The 16,946-nt window shown below is 56.8% G+C and carries 16 protein-coding genes; 6 read left to right on the top strand and 10 right to left on the bottom strand.

All coding sequences use genetic code 11. The features are described from left to right. Positions 1 to 19 precede the first annotated feature (19 nt). The gene (locus ABD735_RS18205) at positions 20 to 2,983 is read left to right on the top strand and encodes a response regulator (RefSeq protein WP_344809145.1); all 2,964 of its coding nucleotides are present in this window, start codon (positions 20 to 22) and stop codon (positions 2,981 to 2,983) included. On the opposite strand, the gene pdxJ is transcribed toward ABD735_RS18205, so the two are convergent. The 9 genes from pdxJ to ABD735_RS18160 all read right to left on the bottom strand — a co-directional run bounded on the left by pdxJ (position 2,980) and on the right by ABD735_RS18160 (position 11,564). Further along, entirely contained in the window at positions 2,980 to 3,714 is a 735-nt protein-coding gene (pdxJ, locus tag ABD735_RS18200) for a pyridoxine 5'-phosphate synthase (protein WP_344809143.1), read from the bottom strand. The two genes, ABD735_RS18205 and pdxJ, sit on opposite strands and share 4 nt — an antisense overlap. Next, a complete protein-coding gene (gene recO, locus ABD735_RS18195; protein ID WP_344809141.1) occupies positions 3,704 to 4,573 on the bottom strand; it encodes a DNA repair protein RecO in 870 nt (289 codons plus the stop codon). The genes pdxJ and recO overlap by 11 nt, the downstream gene beginning before the upstream one ends. Then, on the bottom strand, positions 4,570 to 5,481 hold the full coding sequence (gene era / locus ABD735_RS18190; protein ID WP_344809234.1) for a GTPase Era: 912 nt from the start codon (positions 5,479 to 5,481) through the stop codon (positions 4,570 to 4,572). Before era ends, recO begins: the two co-directional genes overlap by 4 nt. Before the next feature lie 56 nt (positions 5,482 to 5,537). Then, complete coding sequence (gene rnc / locus ABD735_RS18185; protein ID WP_344809139.1) at positions 5,538 to 6,233, bottom strand: ribonuclease III; 696 nt, start codon at positions 6,231 to 6,233, stop codon at positions 5,538 to 5,540. Further along, complete coding sequence (locus tag ABD735_RS18180; protein WP_344809137.1) at positions 6,233 to 6,574, bottom strand: DUF4845 domain-containing protein; 342 nt, start codon at positions 6,572 to 6,574, stop codon at positions 6,233 to 6,235. The genes rnc and ABD735_RS18180 overlap by 1 nt, the downstream gene beginning before the upstream one ends. 168 nt (positions 6,575 to 6,742) lie before the next feature. After that, positions 6,743 to 7,597: a signal peptidase I gene (gene lepB, locus ABD735_RS18175; protein ID WP_344809135.1), complete on the bottom strand. Its 855-nt coding sequence runs from the start codon at positions 7,595 to 7,597 to the stop codon at positions 6,743 to 6,745. A gap of 60 nt (positions 7,598 to 7,657) precedes the next feature. Next, positions 7,658 to 9,490 carry a translation elongation factor 4 gene (lepA, locus tag ABD735_RS18170; RefSeq protein WP_425548628.1) on the bottom strand — a complete coding sequence of 611 codons (1,833 nt, stop codon included), beginning with the start codon at positions 9,488 to 9,490 and terminating at the stop codon, positions 7,658 to 7,660. Between the two features lie 48 nt (positions 9,491 to 9,538). Further along, positions 9,539 to 10,927: a DegQ family serine endoprotease gene (locus ABD735_RS18165; protein ID WP_425548630.1), complete on the bottom strand. Its 1,389-nt coding sequence runs from the start codon at positions 10,925 to 10,927 to the stop codon at positions 9,539 to 9,541. Between the two features lie 106 nt (positions 10,928 to 11,033). Further along, the gene (locus ABD735_RS18160) at positions 11,034 to 11,564 is read right to left on the bottom strand and encodes a SoxR reducing system RseC family protein (protein ID WP_344809129.1); all 531 of its coding nucleotides are present in this window, start codon (positions 11,562 to 11,564) and stop codon (positions 11,034 to 11,036) included. A gap of 194 nt (positions 11,565 to 11,758) precedes the next feature. Here ABD735_RS18160 and nadB point away from each other — a divergent pair, with 194 nt between their 5' ends. The 5 genes from nadB to ABD735_RS18135 all read left to right on the top strand — a co-directional run bounded on the left by nadB (position 11,759) and on the right by ABD735_RS18135 (position 16,168). Then, a complete protein-coding gene (gene nadB / locus ABD735_RS18155) occupies positions 11,759 to 13,411 on the top strand; it encodes an L-aspartate oxidase (protein WP_344809127.1) in 1,653 nt (550 codons plus the stop codon). An 8-nt stretch (positions 13,412 to 13,419) separates the two neighbouring features. Beyond that, positions 13,420 to 13,686 (top strand): FAD assembly factor SdhE, encoded by a 267-nt coding sequence (locus ABD735_RS18150; protein ID WP_344809125.1) that lies wholly within the window; start codon positions 13,420 to 13,422, stop codon positions 13,684 to 13,686. Continuing rightward, positions 13,670 to 14,125, top strand: a complete 456-nt coding sequence (locus tag ABD735_RS18145; RefSeq protein WP_344809123.1) for a protein YgfX — start codon at positions 13,670 to 13,672, stop codon at positions 14,123 to 14,125. Before ABD735_RS18150 ends, ABD735_RS18145 begins: the two co-directional genes overlap by 17 nt. An 82-nt stretch (positions 14,126 to 14,207) precedes the next feature. Further along, positions 14,208 to 15,206, top strand: coding sequence for a CAF17-like 4Fe-4S cluster assembly/insertion protein YgfZ (ygfZ, locus tag ABD735_RS18140; RefSeq protein ID WP_344809121.1), 999 nt, complete (start codon positions 14,208 to 14,210; stop codon positions 15,204 to 15,206). 125 nt (positions 15,207 to 15,331) lie between these two features. Further along, positions 15,332 to 16,168 carry an HDOD domain-containing protein gene (locus tag ABD735_RS18135; RefSeq protein ID WP_344809119.1) on the top strand — a complete coding sequence of 279 codons (837 nt, stop codon included), beginning with the start codon at positions 15,332 to 15,334 and terminating at the stop codon, positions 16,166 to 16,168. Positions 16,169 to 16,218: 50 nt separating this feature from the next. On the opposite strand, the gene ung is transcribed toward ABD735_RS18135, so the two are convergent. Further along, complete coding sequence (gene ung / locus ABD735_RS18130; RefSeq protein WP_344809117.1) at positions 16,219 to 16,920, bottom strand: uracil-DNA glycosylase; 702 nt, start codon at positions 16,918 to 16,920, stop codon at positions 16,219 to 16,221. Positions 16,921 to 16,946: the final 26 nt, after the last annotated feature.

The following is a 16,946-nucleotide window of genomic DNA, read 5'->3' as shown; positions in this document are numbered from 1 at the left end:
ACGCAGAACCACGTTAAATATGATTGACTATCCCGGGGAGCAGAACTTTCTCAGCTATTTCGGCTCGGCCGGGAAGCACTGGAGTTTGCGTAGAAAGATCTTCACCTACGTGATGATACCAGCTGCACTCTTTGCCATCGTCATCGGCAGCGTATTCATTACTGCGCGAATGATGGAACTCGAGCGCATTGTCACTACCAGATCGCAGGAGACTACCGACCAGCTGGTGAACATGAGCGCGCTCCTGCTTGAGCGCAAGGACCAGGCCACCCTTAGTCTCATTGCGGGCGGAGCAATTCAGAAGGACGGTGTGCGTTCGGTCGTCATCTATAACCAGCGCGGAGACATCGCAGCCCATGCCGGTGCCATGCCGGCAGCCAGGGCGAGTCAGCGCAATCTGCTGAACACCCAGGGCAGTCGCCGCCGAATTGGCGATTACCTGCAACTGGTCGAGCCTGTCTGGGCCACCCCCCCAGAGTCTGATAACGCCAATGCCCGCCCCATGCCCACGGGATGGGTGGCCGTGGAGTTTGCCTATACCCCGACGCAGCTGGCTCAGTCCCGGGCCATTCTCCTCACCGTCCTGGGGATCTTGCTTACGGTTTTTCTCAGTGCCGTGCTCGCCTCGAGGCTCTCGCGTCAACTGACCCGCCCCCTTGCCCACACCGTCGACGTCGTCTCCCGCATCAAACGCGGCGATAGCGGCGCGCGGCTCGATATCGAAGGCAGCCGTGAAATTGAGCTGCTTCGGGACGGCATCAACAGCATGGCCGACACGCTAGAGCATGCCCACAGCGAGCTGCAACAGAACATCGACCAGGCGACGGAGGATCTGCGTGAAACCCTGGAAACGATCGAAATCCAGAACATCGAGCTGAATATCGCGCGGAAGGAAGCCCTGCAGGCGAGCAAGATCAAGTCCGAGTTCCTGGCCAACATGTCGCACGAAATTCGTACTCCGCTCAATGGCATCATCGGTTTTGCCAGGATTCTGCTGAAATCACCACTGACGCAACAGCAGAAGGACCACGCCACGACCATCGTGAAATCCTCCGAAACACTACTCAGCGTCATCAACGATATTCTCGACTTTTCACGGATTGAAGCTGGCAAACTTCTGCTCGACCACAGTGAGTTCAACGTTCGCGATACCATCGACGATGCCATGACACTGCTTGCGCCGGCAGCCCATGAAAAGAATCTTGATCTTGCAGCCATGGTCTATCTCGATGTGCCTGCCATCCTCGTGGGTGATCCGCTGAGGGTAAAGCAGATCATCCTCAATCTCATCGGAAACGCCGTCAAGTTCACCCGGCACGGCGAAATCGTACTGCGGGTCATGCTGGAGGATCAGGAAAGCAGTGGTCAACATGTCACTATTCGCATTTCTGTCTCTGATACCGGCGTCGGTATGTCAAAAACTCAGCAGCGGGCGCTGTTTCATGCCTTTTCACAAGGGGATGCGTCCACCGCTCGCCGCTTCGGTGGCTCGGGCCTCGGTCTGGTCATCTCAAGAAAGCTGGCAGAACAGATGGGTGGCAGCATCAGCGTCGAAAGCACGCTGGGTGAAGGCTCGACCTTCTCGGTTCTGCTCAGGCTCGAGAGCCTGGGCCAGTTCGCTACTGGCAAGCGGCTGGCCATGGCATCGGACGAAAGCCTTGCACCGCTGGATTATGAAGGGAGCAGACACTACGAGGCCCCGCCGGATCTTTCGGGCGAGCGGCTCATCTATCTCGAATATCAGCAACGCACCGCCATGGTGACTCAGCAGATTCTGCAGCAGTGGTCTGCAGACGTCGTGATCGCCGAGTCGCTCGACGATCTCTGTGAAGCCATCGTCAAGGCACAGAAGGCCGGCAGGGGCTTTGCTGCAGCGATAATGGGCATTACCTCATATCAGCTCAGCAGCGCCGTGCACCTGGCGGCGGTGGAGCGGATCGAAAAACAACTCGACTGCCGTGTTGTATTGCTGACCCCCACCATAGACAGTGTGAGAGAGCACGCCGCCATTCTCAATGCCTGCACGGCCTACGCACTCAAACCCATCCCCCAGCGCAAGCTGGCCGCCATGATGATGATGCTGCTCACGAAGAAGGACAAGGGCTATGCCACCTCCAGACAGCCACAGTCTGCCCGCCTGTTCCGGCCCAAGCCCCGCGTCATGGCAGTGGACGACAATGCTGCCAATCTTCGCCTGATCGAAGCGCTGCTCACGGATATTGGGGTCGAGCCCGTGGCAGTGACGAGTGGCTACGAGGCCTTACGCCTCCTTAAAGAGACGACCTGCGATCTGGTGTTCATGGATGTGCAGATGCCGGGTATGGACGGCATGGAAACGACCCGACTCATCCGGAGCCTGTCAGGGCCAATAGCGCATATCCCAATACTCGCTCTAACGGCTCACGCGCTCAATGAAGAGCGTGAAGAGTTGCTGAATAACGGCTTCAATGAATATGTGACCAAGCCTATTTCCGAATCGCAGTTGCTCGATCTGCTCAGCCGTTATCTGCAGTTTACCCAGCCTGCCAAAGTGGCGGACGAAATACACCAGGTCTACAGCAATTTCTCCGGCACGGTACGCCCTTCACAGAAGGCTGCCCCTGAGCCCTGCGTGGACATCGAATCATCGGTCAGACTGGCTGCGGGCAAGCGTGATCTGGCGGTGGAATTGCTCTCGATGTTGCTGGAGAACCTTCCAGAAGATGAGGAACGCTTCCGTAAGCTCGAGCGCGCAAATGATATCAAGGGGCTGGAAGAGGCCGCACATAAACTGCATGGGGGTACACGCTATTGCGGTGTGCCCCTGCTGCGAGCTGCGGTGGCCTCGCTGGAGATCATGCTGAAACAGAAGCAGCCCTGGGTCGAGCCGCTGAAACAGACTTATGCAGAAATTGACAGACTCCTGTACTGGGCCGATCAGACAGACTGGCAGCCGCTGATGCTTGGCGCCCCAGACGGCTTGAGCCGCAGCTCGGCCGGCTAGACGCTGGCGTCCATGAGTGCGCGCATTTCACGCACTGCCGAATCCAGGCCCATGAGCACCGCGCGAGCGATGATGGCATGGCCGATGTTCAGCTCCCTGATATGCGCCATGGCTGCGATAGGTCGAGTGTTGTGGTAATGCAGGCCATGGCCTGCGTTGACCAACAGGCCTGCCTGATGCGCAAAAGCCGCGGCTTCACGAAGCGCTTCAAGGCGCGTCTCGACATCGCTACCAGTCGCTTCGGCATAGTCACCTGTATGTAGCTCTACCGCCTGGGCGCCAACTCGTACTGAAGCTTCGATCTGACGTGGGTCAGGGTCGATGAACAGCGACACCCTGATTCCATTATTGCTGAGTCTGGAGACATAGTCCTTCAGCGCCGCCTCTCTGGCGCAGACATCCAGCCCGCCTTCAGTCGTGAGTTCTTCGCGCTTCTCGGGCACGATACAGCAGTCCCGCGGATTCACTTCGAGCGCGAGGGTGAGCATCGCATCGGTCGCCGCCATTTCGAGATTCATCGAGGTCTGTAGCGTCTGGGCGAGGAGCCTCACATCGCGCAGCTGAATATGTCGTCCGTCTTCGCGCGGATGAACCGTAATGCTATCGGCCCCGGCCTGCTCAGCGATGGCGGCCGCCATCACAGGATCGGGATAGATGGTACCTCGGGCCTGCCTCAGTGTCGCAACGTGATCGATGTTTACACCCAGCAGAACTCTGCGTTTAGTTGTCATGATGCCTGTGGTCCTCGTTTGTCGATTCTGATTGAGCTCCTCGCAATGTAGCAAGCCGCGCCAGGTCCAGTCGGGCGGCATCCTGGATTAGCTGGCGGGTGTTGAGCGTTCGGCCATCAAGACTCCTGTCAATGACAGCTGCAGTCAACTGTCGTGCCAGCCCCAATGCCCCGTTGACCTGCCAGTCCGCTGCACCGACGGCCTGAAGGAGGCGCCCTGAAGCGCTCAGGATGGCAAGATGGGACGGCTCACCCACCGCCTGAACTTCGGGCAGCCAGCCTGTTGAGCTGATGAAAACATATCTGATTCCCGCTTGGATCTGGTCGCCAGCGGCATCCGATGCAAAACCCGGGTGCAGTCCGAGCTCAGTAGTGAGGGTCAGCTCAAATTCTCGCATGAGGCGTAACGCAGGGTCCTGCGCTGAAAAGGCAGCCACCGCATCACTGGCTGCGGCGGGCTCATGCACGCTGTCGACAAGACGCTGGAGACTCGAGGTATAGAGGGCAAATATCTCGGGCACACGCTCTTCTTCAGGCAAAAGCAGGTAGAGTAATTCGTTGAAATAGAGCCCGACAAGTGCCGCTCGCCCTCTCAGACCGAAGCCACGGCCGGCGAAGTCGAGCGAGGAGAAGTTTTTCAGATCGCTGCGGCCGTACTGGGAAAATGAATAAGGCTGAAATGACTGCAGGCTATCGGCGGCCGAACGGCTTTTACCTCGGCTACCATGAACGACACCACTGACCTTGCCACTGGAGGCAGTCAGCATCGTTGCGATGACACTATTTTCGCGGTAGCGCCTGCCGTGCAGCAGCCAACCTTGCTGGGCTACAGCAGAGCTGCCGCCGCCCGGAGCTGTCACCGCTCATCGTAGCCGAGTGTTTTCAGTGCCCTTGCACTGTTACTCCAGCCGGACTTCACCTTGACCCAGGTCTTGAGCATGACGGTGGAACCGGTGAGATGTTCGATATCACGACGCGCGTCTGTACCAATGCGCTTGAGCTTGTCGCCTTTGCTACCAATGAGGATCTTGCGCTGCCCCTCTCGTTCGACCCAGACGATCATGCCGATGTGGAGGGTCTTGCCTTCCTGCCCCCATTGCTCGATTTCAACAGCCACGCCGTATGGCACTTCGTCACCAAGCTGGCGCATGATTTTTTCGCGCAGGATTTCTGCACAGAGAAAACGGATACTGCGATCGGTGATTTGATCATCAGGAAACAGGTGAACGCCTTCAGGCAGATAGGCAGCAATTTCGGCTTCAAGCTCATCGAGCTGCCAGCCTTTCATGGCCGAGATTGGCACGAAGCCCTCGAAGTTGAAGCTCTTGCGAAGTTCATCGATGAAAGGCAGCAGCGAAGTCTTGTCCTCGAGTTCATCGATCTTGTTAATCAACAACATCACCGGACGCTGACTGGCTGTTGCAGCTTCAAGTACCATGCGGTCTTCTTCGGTAATTCGAGTTCGATCGATCATGACGATAATGAGATCGGCATCGTTCAAGGCACTCAGCGCAGCCTTGTTCATGACTGCATTGAGAGAATTCCGCTCATTCTTGTGAATGCCCGGTGTATCGACGTAGATGTACTGAACCTCGTCGATGGTCTTCACGCCTAGAATCTGGTGGCGCGTGGTTTGTGCCTTTTTCGAAGTGATGCTGATCTTCTGACCCAGCAACTTGTTCAGCAAGGTGGACTTGCCGACATTCGGTCGCCCGACTATGGCGACATAGCCGCACTTTTGCCCTGAAGCCGCACCTTCGGAATTCATTTTTTCAGAAGCAGTATTTTCAGCGGCTGTTTTATCAGAAGCTATTTCATCAGAACTCATGACTTTTCAAGACCTTCGAGGTGTTTAAGAGCTTTGGCCGCCGCTTTCTGTTCGGCGAGGCGGCGGCTGGGACCTCGTCCTGAAAACACATCATCCAGACCATGGACTGTACATTTGACCACAAAAGTCTGCGCATGTGCCTCGCCGAGCACCTCGAGAATCTCGTAAACCGGGAGTTCGCTCTGACGGCTCTGCAAAAGCTCCTGCAGCCGGGTCTTGGAGTCCTTTCGAGTATCTTCAGGTTTCAATGCATCGAGACGTGACGCAAACAGGCCGGCGAGCAGCGTTTTGGCTGTTTCGAAGCTACTGTCCAGGTAGACAGCGCCAATGACCGCTTCTAGACCATCAGCGAGAATGGATTCGCGCCGGAAACCACCGCTTTTGAGTTCGCCCGAACCTAGACGCATGGCATCGCCCAGACTGAGGTCGCGGGCAACTTCGGCGAGTGTCACACCCTTGACGAGGCTCGCGCGCATTCGACTGAGCTGCCCTTCCCTTGCGTCGGTGAAACGCTCATAGAGTGCCTCAGCGACGACGAAGTTCACAATGGAGTCACCCAGAAACTCGAGGCGCTCATTGTTGCACTTTCCATAGCTCCGGTGAGACAGGGCGAGCTCAAGCAGACTTTCGTCTCTGAAACGGTAGCCCAGCTGTGTCTGCAGTTTGTCGAGCGTCTGGTCGGTTCGTAGCACTACTTCTTCTTGCTGTCCTGTTTATGTTGGAAGCTGAGCACGGCGTCGATATTGGCGACGATGTTCTTGCGCACTTCGTAGTCGATGCTCACTGTCGTCACATCGTCCTTACGCTCGATCTTGATAGCCTCGGGTGGAAGGCTACGGATGTTGTTGATAGTGAGAAGACTTCCCAGACTGGTGAGTATTTCCTTATTCGTCATGTCAGCAAAATTTTCTTTTTGCGAGAGACTCTCAAGCGATCCTGATACCGAACTGTCTTCGATGTATACCGGTATGAGCTTGACCGCCACAGTAATGAATGACACCAGCACCAGCAAATAGAATAGATACTGCATCATTGATGCCCCTGCCTGTGCTTTCGGCAGTGCGATCGATTTCATAGAAGACCTGGAGACAGTCTGACACATACGCATAGTCCTGGTAAGTAAACGTAGTCTCAGTATAGCTGTATCGTGGAACTTGCGACTGACGACCGGGTCAGACCAACCCCATCAGTCTGGCTTTTCCTACTCGATGAGTCCCGAGCGCGAAAACGAGGGAATCGAGAAGAAACTCTCCCAGTGCATCCAGATGGCAAAGGCACGGCCAACAATGTTGTTCTCTGGCACCATCCCGATATAGCGGCTGTCGCGGCTTCTGTCCCGATTGTCGCCGAGCAGGAAGAAGTGGCCAGCAGGCACCTTCCACTCTGCGCGAAGTCCCGAGGGGCCACTTTCTTTCTGTATTCTGTAAGCAGACCCGCCGAGCGACTCTTCGTAGATGAGTTCCTTGGGATTATCCGGCGGCAGCGCTGCGAGCAATCGCTGCTCGACAGGCTCGCCATTAAGGTAAAGCTCCTTGCCCAGCAACGTCACCGTATCCCCAGGCAAACCAATGACGCGCTTGATGTAATTGGTCCGATTATCCTCGGGGTTGCGGAAGACCATCACATCACCCCGCTCTGGCTCACCAAGATCAAGGATCTCAGTGCCGACGACGGGCAGTCGCAGGCCGTAAGTAAACTTGTTGACCAGAATGAAGTCACCGACCTCGAGGGTTGGCAGCATCGACTGTGAAGGGATCTGAAACGGCTCGACGATGAACGAGCGCAATATGAGCACGATGAACAGAATGGGAAAGAATGATCGACAGTACTCGACGACCAGCGGCTCGACAGGCTCTCGAGCCGCAGTGTCGTGACTGCCTGCACCATCGACCGTCCAGCCCTGACTGACCCTGCCCTCGCCTGCTGGCGCCGAAGTACCGGCCTGCTGCGTCACCACCTGTCGTTTCTTCGCGAAAAACACAGCATCTATCAGCCAGACAGCGCCCGTGATTAGGGTCAGCGCTACCAGAATGAGCGAGAAGTCGAAATCCATCATGTACGAGTATCCGTTTTCAAGGCCGCCGCTACCATGAGGACTGGCTTGGCTGGCGCAACTTTAACTGTCGATCTTCAAGACTGCAAGAAAGGCATCCTGAGGGATCTCCACACTGCCAACCTGCTTCATCCGCTTCTTGCCTTCCTTCTGCTTCTGCAGAAGCTTCTTCTTTCGCGAGACGTCGCCACCATAACACTTCGCTGTCACGTTCTTTCTCAGCGCCTTGACCGTAGTTCGAGCGATGACCTGGCCGCCAAGGGCTGCCTGTATCGCAACGTCAAACATCTGGCGTGGTATCAGCTCCTTCATTTTTTCGGTCAGCTGCCGCCCCTTGTGGGCGGCGTTGTCCCGGTGGATGATGAGCGCCAGCGCATCGACTTTCTCGGCGTTGATCAGCACGTCCAGGCGAACCAGATTAGCGGCCTGGAAGCGGATAAAGTGGTAGTCGAGCGAAGCATAGCCACGACTGGCGGACTTCAGCTTGTCGAAGAAGTCCAGCACGACTTCTGCCATTGGAATCTCGTAGCTCAGCGACACCTGCTGCCCGAGGAACTGCATGCTCTTCTGCACGCCGCGCTTCTCGACGCAAAGACTGATGACGTTACCAAGATAGGCTTGCGGCACGAGAATGTTAGCTTCCACGATTGGCTCGCGCATTTCCTCGATAGTCCCCAGATCTGGCAACCTTGAGGGATTGTCGACAGAGACTACTTCATTCTGCTTGGTCAGTACTTCGTAGATAACGGTCGGTGCAGTGGTGATGAGATCGAGATCGTACTCACGCTCGAGACGCTCCTGAATGATTTCCATGTGCAGCATACCGAGGAAGCCACAGCGGAAACCGAAGCCGAGCGCATCTGAGCTCTCTGGCTCGAAAAAAAGCGAGGCGTCATTCAAGGTCAACTTGTCCAGCGCGGTGCGGAAATCCTCATAGTCATCCGACGACACAGGGAACAGTCCCGCATAGACCTGGGGTTGCACCCGCTTGAAGCCCGGCAGCGAACTCTTGCAGCCATTTGACGCATGGGTAATGGTGTCACCAACCGGCGCGCCGTGAATATTCTTGATGCCAGCAACTACAAATCCTACTTCGCCAGGGCCAAGCTGTGGCTGCTCGGTCCGCTTTGGCGTGAATACGCCAAGCGATGTCACCAGTTCGACGACACCGTTGGACATGATCTTGATCTTGTCGCCTTTCTTCAGGGTACCGTGCTTGACGCGCACCAGGGAGACGACGCCCAGATAAGGATCGAACCAGGAGTCAATGATCAGTGCCTGTAAAGGCCAGTCTTCTTCAGTCTCTGGTGGGGGAATCCGCGCTACCAGCTCCTCGAGGATCTCCTCGATGCCGATACCAGCCTTCGCGCTGCACTCGACGGCATCGGTCGCATCGATACCGATGATTTCCTCGATTTCCTTACGCACCCGATCAGGCTCAGCCTGCGGCAGGTCCATCTTGTTCAGGACCGGCAAGACTTCCAGCCCCATCTCAATGGCGGTATAGCAGTTGGCCACCGACTGGGCTTCTACGCCCTGGGCTGCATCGACAACCAACAGCGCCCCCTCACACGCGGCCAGCGAACGGGATACTTCGTAGCTGAAGTCGACGTGGCCTGGTGTATCGATAAAGTTGAGCTGGTAAACCTTCCCGCTGCGGGACTTGTAATGCAGCGTGACGCTCTGAGCCTTGATGGTAATGCCGCGCTCGCGTTCGATGTCCATCGAATCAAGCACCTGGGCCTGCATTTCGCGCGCCTCAAGGCCTCCGCAGTGCTGGATGAAGCGGTCTGCAATGGTGGACTTGCCGTGATCGATGTGTGCGATGATAGAAAAATTTCTGATGGAATCGAGTTTCTTCACATTGCCGGTCCTGAAAAAAAAGCCCGTAATCATAACAAGACTACGGGCTTCTAGACAGCACTCAAATAAAGACGGGCTCGCTTAGTCCTCTATGCGCATCACAACGAAAGCAGGGTTGCCGTTCCGAACGATCAGTACCGGGATGGACTTGTCGCTCGGCAACTTGCTCGCAATCGCGCGCAAGTCACTGACCGAATTGACGCGTTCATTGTTGAGGGTGCTGATGACATCACCTGCCCTGATGCCGGCCGCAGCCGCTGGACCCGTCATCACGTTGGTAACCACGACGCCGCCACTCAGTTGGAGCTGGGCTTTTTCCTGAGATGTCAGATCTCGCACTTCCATACCGAGCGTGTTGCTGTCGGCCGAAGGCTTGGCACTTGGCGCCGCTGCGACTTCGTCACTGCCAGGCACCTGACCGACGATAATGTCCAGCGTCTGCCGCTTGCCGGCCCGGATGATTTCCATCTCGGCCTCGGTACCCGGCTTGACCCGACCGACCCTGTGAGGAAGCTCTGAAGACAGGTTGATTTCATCATCTTCGAACGACAGGATCACATCACCCGGCTTCAGGCCGGCCTTGGCCGCTGGCGATTCCGGCATGACCTGTGCCACGAGCGCGCCGTGCGGCTTGCTCAGCCCAAACGATTCGGCAAGATCCCGGTTCACTTCCTGAATGAGCACACCGAGCCAGCCGCGTCTGACCTGGCCGGTCTCGCGAATCTGCTCGACCACATTCATCGCCACGTCTATCGGAATGGCGAATGACACACCCATGAAGCCGCCCGAGCGGGTGTAGATCTGCGAATTGATACCGACCACTTCGCCATCCAGGTTAAACAGGGGTCCACCTGAGTTGCCAGGATTGATCGCCACATCGGTCTGAATGAACGGCACATAATTCTCGCTGGGCAGACTTCTGGCCAGCGCACTCACGATGCCTGCCGTCACCGTGTAGTCGAAGCCGAAAGGTGAACCAATCGCCAGCACCCACTCACCGACTTTCAGTTTGGAAGACTTGCCCAGCTTGAGCACCGGCAGGTCATCAGCCTTGACCTTCAACACCGCAAGATCGGTATCCGGATCGGTACCGACCAGCTCTGCCACCAGTTCCCGCCGATCGGCCAGGCGCACGATAATCTCATCCGCACCCTCCACCACATGATTATTGGTCAGCACGATGCCATCGGCTGAGACTATGAAACCTGAGCCGGTGGATTGCATTTGGCGTGGCATTGGCGCGTTTCCACCCGGCCCGGGCAGTTGATCACCAAAAAAATGGCGGAAGAATTCGGGGATTTGCTGTAGGTCAGGAGAGCCGCCATAGCCGGCAGGACTGGCGGATGATCGGCTGGCACTGATATTGACGACGCCAGGCGAGGCGTCTTCGACCAGCTCGGTAAAATCGGGCAAACTGGCTGCCTGAACGGTGCCGGCCAGAGTCAGGCACCAGACGAGGACACTGAACATCAGCGCTCGTTGCGGACGCGTGCATTGTCCACTTTGCATAACTTGAGGCATCAAAAATCTCCATATTGAGTGGGACCGGTCCGTAAACCGGTATTCCAGAGGAATCCTATAGTTGGGGATGCAGCCTTACCTCGCAATATCTCAGCGGTGACAGATTCTTAACCAAGCCTGCACCACCGACCATGCCAATTATTCCTGCGCCTGCGCAGAGCAGGTCCTGTCGTAGCGCACTGGCATCCGGATTGAGCCAGCTCAGACCCAGTACTGCCAGACTGGTGCCGACGATGAGTCCGAATAGCGGTAGCCCGTAAAGCAGCACCGTCATTTTTAACAAAGCGTGGCTGGGAATTTCAAGTCTGCAGAGTGCGCCGGGCGCTGGTGCAGCGGGCCAGTCATCGCGATTGATGAACTGGTCCAGCCTGAGCCGAAGACGGCTTCTGGAACTGCGACGCAATCGCAGCAGCAGGGATTGCCCACAACCCTTGCCCTGGTCACAGCGAGCACAGACCCCGGCAGCGCCACCGTCAATAGCCTCAAATTCGAGCTCCCCACTGGTGGTGGCAAGCACACGCACCATTGCCTGGATGGTTTGGCTATCTGTCGCAGTCGGGAAACAGTCCTGCCTGGAGACGGTCATGGTGAATTCGCCTTTTGCATCTTGCTGCTGGAGCGCTCAATAGCCGAGCACGACCCTATGATAAAGCAAATTCTCAGCAAGATGTCGGCGGCGCGCAGGATTCAACTCAATTGCCCTGCAGACTATACTCAGGCTGACGCTTGCGTCGATACTGTGGCAAAGTCGTCACCCAGACCGTAGCAAAAGACCTTTCAATGACATCAACGGATCAACATCACGTTTACGACGTGCTCATCATTGGCAGCGGCGCCGCCGGCCTGACCGCTGCGCTGAGATTGCCGCACGAGCTTTCAGTGGCCGTAGTCAGCAAGACTGAGTTGATGAGCGGTTCGACGCCCTGGGCACAAGGCGGGGTGGCCGCTGTCACTGAGGCTAGTGACTCATTCGAAAATCACATCGAAGACACCATGCAGGCTGGCGCTGGACTGTGCAAACCGGATCGAGTCGCTCAGGTTGTCCAGCAGGCGCCGGAGATGATCAGCTGGCTGGTGAGTCAGGGTGTGAAATTCGATCATGAGCTCGAGGCAGCGGTGAAGTCCTTTCATCTCACTCAGGAAGGGGGCCACAGCCATCGCCGCATCCTGCATGCAGCCGATGCGACCGGCCAGGCCGTTGGTACTGCGCTGGCCGCGGCGGTGAAAGCCAGATCGAACATCACGATTCTCACCAACAAGATCGCGGTAGACGTTCTACGCACAGCAGACACACGGGGCCGCCCGCACAAGCGCATCCAGCGCTGCAACGGGATGTACCTCTACGACATGTCCTCGCACAAGGTCGAGACCTGTCTCGCACGATTCACGCTGCTCGCCAGTGGCGGTGCCAGCAAGGTTTACCTGTACACTTCCAACCCTGATGGGTCGACCGGTGACGGCGTGGCGATTGGCTGGCGTAGCGGCGCAAAAGTCGCCAACATGGAATTCAATCAGTTTCATCCCACCTGCCTGTATCATCCCGATGCCAAATCCTTTCTGATCACTGAGGCCGTCCGTGGCGAAGGTGGTCTTCTGCTGCGACCTGACGGCACCCGGTTCATGCCACAACACCACGAACTTGCAGAGCTTGCGCCGCGGGATATCGTTGCCAGAGCCATCGACCATGAAATGAAGCGTCTCGGCGCCGACTGCATGTATCTGGATATCAGTCACAAGCCAGCCAGCTTCATCAAGGAGCATTTCCCTACGGTCTACCAGCGCTGCCTGAGCTTTGGCATCGACATGACGAAAGATCCCATACCGGTTGTGCCGGCTGCTCACTATACCTGCGGCGGTCTCGTGACTGACGAACACGCCCGTACTACGGTCGATGGACTGTACGCTGCCGGCGAGGTGGCTTCGACCGGTCTGCACGGCGCCAACAGAATGGCCAGCAACTCGCTGCTCGAGTGTTTCGTCTTCGGATCGGCCTGTGCCGATCATATCGGCGAGATGATCGCGGCGGGCAAGGCGCCCGACATCGGTGGCATACAGGTGATACCGTGGGATGAAAGTCAGGTCACCGACTCCGACGAGGATGTCGTGATCGCCCATAACTGGGACGAATTGCGCCGGACCATGTGGAACTATGTCGGCATTGTCCGCACCGACAAGCGCCTGCAGCGCGCCCAGCATCGCATCGCGCTCTTGCAGCAGGAAATCCATGAATACTACAGCCAGTACAGAATCAGCTGCGATCTGCTAGAACTGCGGAATCTGGCGACAGTAGCCGAGCTCATCGTGCATTCAGCACTCTTTCGCAGGGAGTCGCGCGGACTGCATTACACCCTTGATTATCCGAAGCGCAGCATCAGGACCTATGATACGATCCTGCAGCCGCCGTCCCTCAACCCCTTTGCCGAGTATTTCTAGGAGTTTGCATGATCGAACAAGCTGAGCTGAACAGGCTTTTCTGGCACAGCCGCAGGGGCATGCTGGAACTGGACCTGTTGCTGGTCCCCTTCGTGCAGGACAAAGTGGCATCGCTCGACCCGACTGCGCTCTATACTTACGAACGACTACTCGAGCACGAGGATACAGAGTTGTTCCAGTGGTTTCTGACTACGGAGCGCCCGGAAGACCCGCTACTCGCCGACATGGTCGACAGCATTCTGCGCTACAACGCCGACCGTGCCAGACAGCATTGAGCTCAGGCTCGGCCCTTCGCTGAGGCTCTTTTACTTCAGCTTCGGCATTGCCGCTTTGCTGGCTGTCACCATCGGCATCGCAGCAGTCGGTTTCAAGTTCAAGTTCGTGGTCCTGCTCGCGCTGGTGATCTACAGCTGGCAAATTCTCCGTGTGCATGCCTTCCTGCAGAGCCCGGACAGTCCGCTTCATCTGAAGTACGAGGCCCGGCATGCCGACCAGATTCTGGTGACCGATCGCAAGCAGACTTCGACGCCGTACCGACTGCAAAGCAGTACCTTTATTCACCCGCAACTGACCATTCTTGCATTGCGCCCCCTCAAGAGAAGCTGGAGTCCAAAGCACTGGATACCGCGATGTGTCCTGCTGTGTCCCGACAATTGCGATCCCACCGCCTTCAGAAGGCTCAGAACCAGTCTCCTGCATCGCGCGATACGGTAACCTGACGCTGGACAGAGTTGGCCCAGACAACGTAGATCAAATGAACATCATCCCAAACAGATCCTTGGAGGAACATAGAGCCGTGTATCTCAGCTCAGTCAATACCTCGACGGCCGTTCGCCTGACCGGCGTCGATAGTTCTAAATTTCTGCAGGGTCAGTTGACCTGCGATGTCTCCAGACTGGAAGACGGACAATGGACCTGGGCGGCCGTGTGTTCACCCAAAGGCCGTGTCATCGACGTATTCAAGCTGTTCAGGCAGCAGGCGGAGAATTACCTCCTGCTCTGCTGGTCGGAAGAAGCCAGTCAGCGGCTGCTGACCCACCTATCGAAATACAAGGTGTTCTTCAAGTGTGAATTCACCGCTGAGAAAGAGTTGCCCTGTGTCGGTGTCCTGTCCAGCCAGCGCGATATCCGCGCCGCCCTCGACCTCTCAAAAGCCTGGCAGGTCTTGGGGGCGCACAACCAGGTCTTGCAGGATGTGAAACAGGGCGGCCGTAGAGCGCTCGCCCAAAGCATTTCCAGTGAGCAATTGCATTGGGCGGAGCTGCTCATCTGCGGTGAAGCGAATGTTCCCAGCACGGATACCCGCGCCCCTGCCACGCTCGAGGCACTGCGCAAGCGCTGTTCTTCGCGCAAGGAAATCGATTACCTCTGGCAAGCGGGCATGCTGGCCCTGGGTATTCCACGTCTTGATGCCGAGCATAGTGAGGTCTTTACGGCGCATGCCCTGGGGCTGCATACCCTTGGTGCCATCAGTTTCAGCAAGGGCTGCTTTACAGGGCAGGAAATCGTAGCGCGCACCCAATACCTTGGTAATGCCAAAAAGTATCCGATCGGGCTTGCAGTGGTGGAGGCGCGTTTTCGAAATACGGCCGAATCTGACATCAATAGACTCTTCACGGAGCCCGCGCAGCTCGATACTTTCCTGGCGGAGAAGGCTGCCAAGGTGATCGAATGCTGTGATCTACCAAGCGACTCCGATTCAACAGCAGCTCCCCCAGCTGACGCTGGCGTCCATGCACTTTTCTCTCCATTCCAGAGAATCTGTCTGGCGATACTCGACCCCGAAAAAATATAAAATCAGTACACCTTTCAACCACAAAATAGCGTTTTTTCTGCTATACCTAATAGTGGAGTCTGGCGCGGGGATCACTGCGCCTGAAGTTTCGTCACCCCTCTGATTCACTGCTCTGGAATGAATGAATGTCTGACCTAGAACGTCAAATCAAACAGCAGATCATCACAGCTATCGATCAGGACAAGCTTGTGCTGCCAACGCTGCCAGAGGTTGCCCTGAAAGTGCGCTCTGTCGCCGAAGACCCGGACTCTACGATCGCCCATCTCGTGGCCGTTCTTGGCAATGATGCCGCCATTACTGCTCGGATCATCAAGGTCTGCAACAGCCCTCTATTGAGAGGCTCGCGAGAGATCAGCAACCTGAACATGGCCGTCAGTCGACTTGGCATGCAGTACACCGCCAACCTGGCGACGGCATTGGCCATGGAGCAAATGTTCCAGGCCACTACCGAGATGATCGATGTACGAATGCGCGAAATCTGGCGAACCAGTACGGAAATTGCCGGCATCTGCCACGTTCTGGCGAGTCACTTTACCAAGCTGAAGCCGGATCAGGCGACGCTGGCCGGGCTCATCCACAAGATTGGTGCGCTGCCAATCCTGACCTTTATTGAAGAACATGAAATCAGAATCAATGCGGTGCAGCTGGATAATCTGATCGATACTCTGCACTCACCGATAGGCAGTTACATCTTGCGCAAATGGGATTTCGCTCCAGAGTTGCGGATGGTGCCGAAAGAACATTCCAACTATACCCGTCAGGTGCCTACAGCCGACTATGCCGATCTGGTGATGGTCGCCAAGCTGCAGAGCACGATGGGCACAGATCAGATGGACACTTCACTGGACTGGACTACAGTCACGGCCTTTGAGCGCCTTGGACTGGATCCACAGGTGGACATGGGTGAGTCGGAGGATCTCACAGCCGAGATGGCGGCCGCTATGGCGCTGTTGAACAGTTGATGCCGGTCTGATACCGGTCTGATACCTGGCGCTGCCGAACTCGGGCTGGATTATTCCTGGCGAGGCAGCCAGTCAATCGCCCGCCCCCCCTTGCGCTCAATATATTCGTTCGCTGCCGAAAAGTGCCTGCAACCCAGGAAGCCCCTATGCGCCGAGAGTGGTGAAGGATGCGGCGCCTTGAGCACCAGATGGCGCGTTGTATCCACGGCTGCCGCTTTCTTCTGCGCATAGCTACCCCACAACAAAAATACCAGCCCGCTACGATGCTCGTTCAGAGCAGTCACGATGGCGTCTGTGACAGGCTCCCACCCCCTCCCCGCATGGGAGGCTGCCTGCCCGCCTTCAACGGTCAACACCGCGTTCAGCAGCAGCACACCCTGATCAGCCCAGGATTCCAGGCAGCCGAAGCCAGCGTCGGGCTTCAGTCCCAGATCGCTGCCCAGCTCCTTGTAGATGTTTCGCAAGGATGGGGGGACTGCCACGCCCGGCGGTACTGAAAAGCTCAGCCCATGTGCCTGTCCGGGACCATGATAGGGATCCTGACCCAGAATGACGACGCGGGTAGTGTCGAAGGGGCTGTGGCGAAGCGCTGCAAAGCAGTTGTCGAAAGCCGGATAGATCAGCTTGCCCTGCTGCTCTTCAGCGATCAGAAAATTTTCCAGCGCTCGGCTCGAATCCTGCGACAGCACCTGACGGAGGTGCGGCTCATAGCCCGGCGCCTGAAGGCTCAGGGCCTCATGAAGAAATCCCACGCTCGACCCTCCCTGGCCATTGATGT

The sequence above is a fragment of the Allohahella marinimesophila genome, assembly GCF_039538005.1.
In the GTDB taxonomy this organism is placed as follows: Bacteria; Pseudomonadota; Gammaproteobacteria; order Pseudomonadales; family Oleiphilaceae; genus Allohahella; species Allohahella marinimesophila.
The sequence above is the reverse complement of the archived record's forward strand: the minus strand, read 5'-3'. Positions and strand labels throughout refer to the sequence as shown.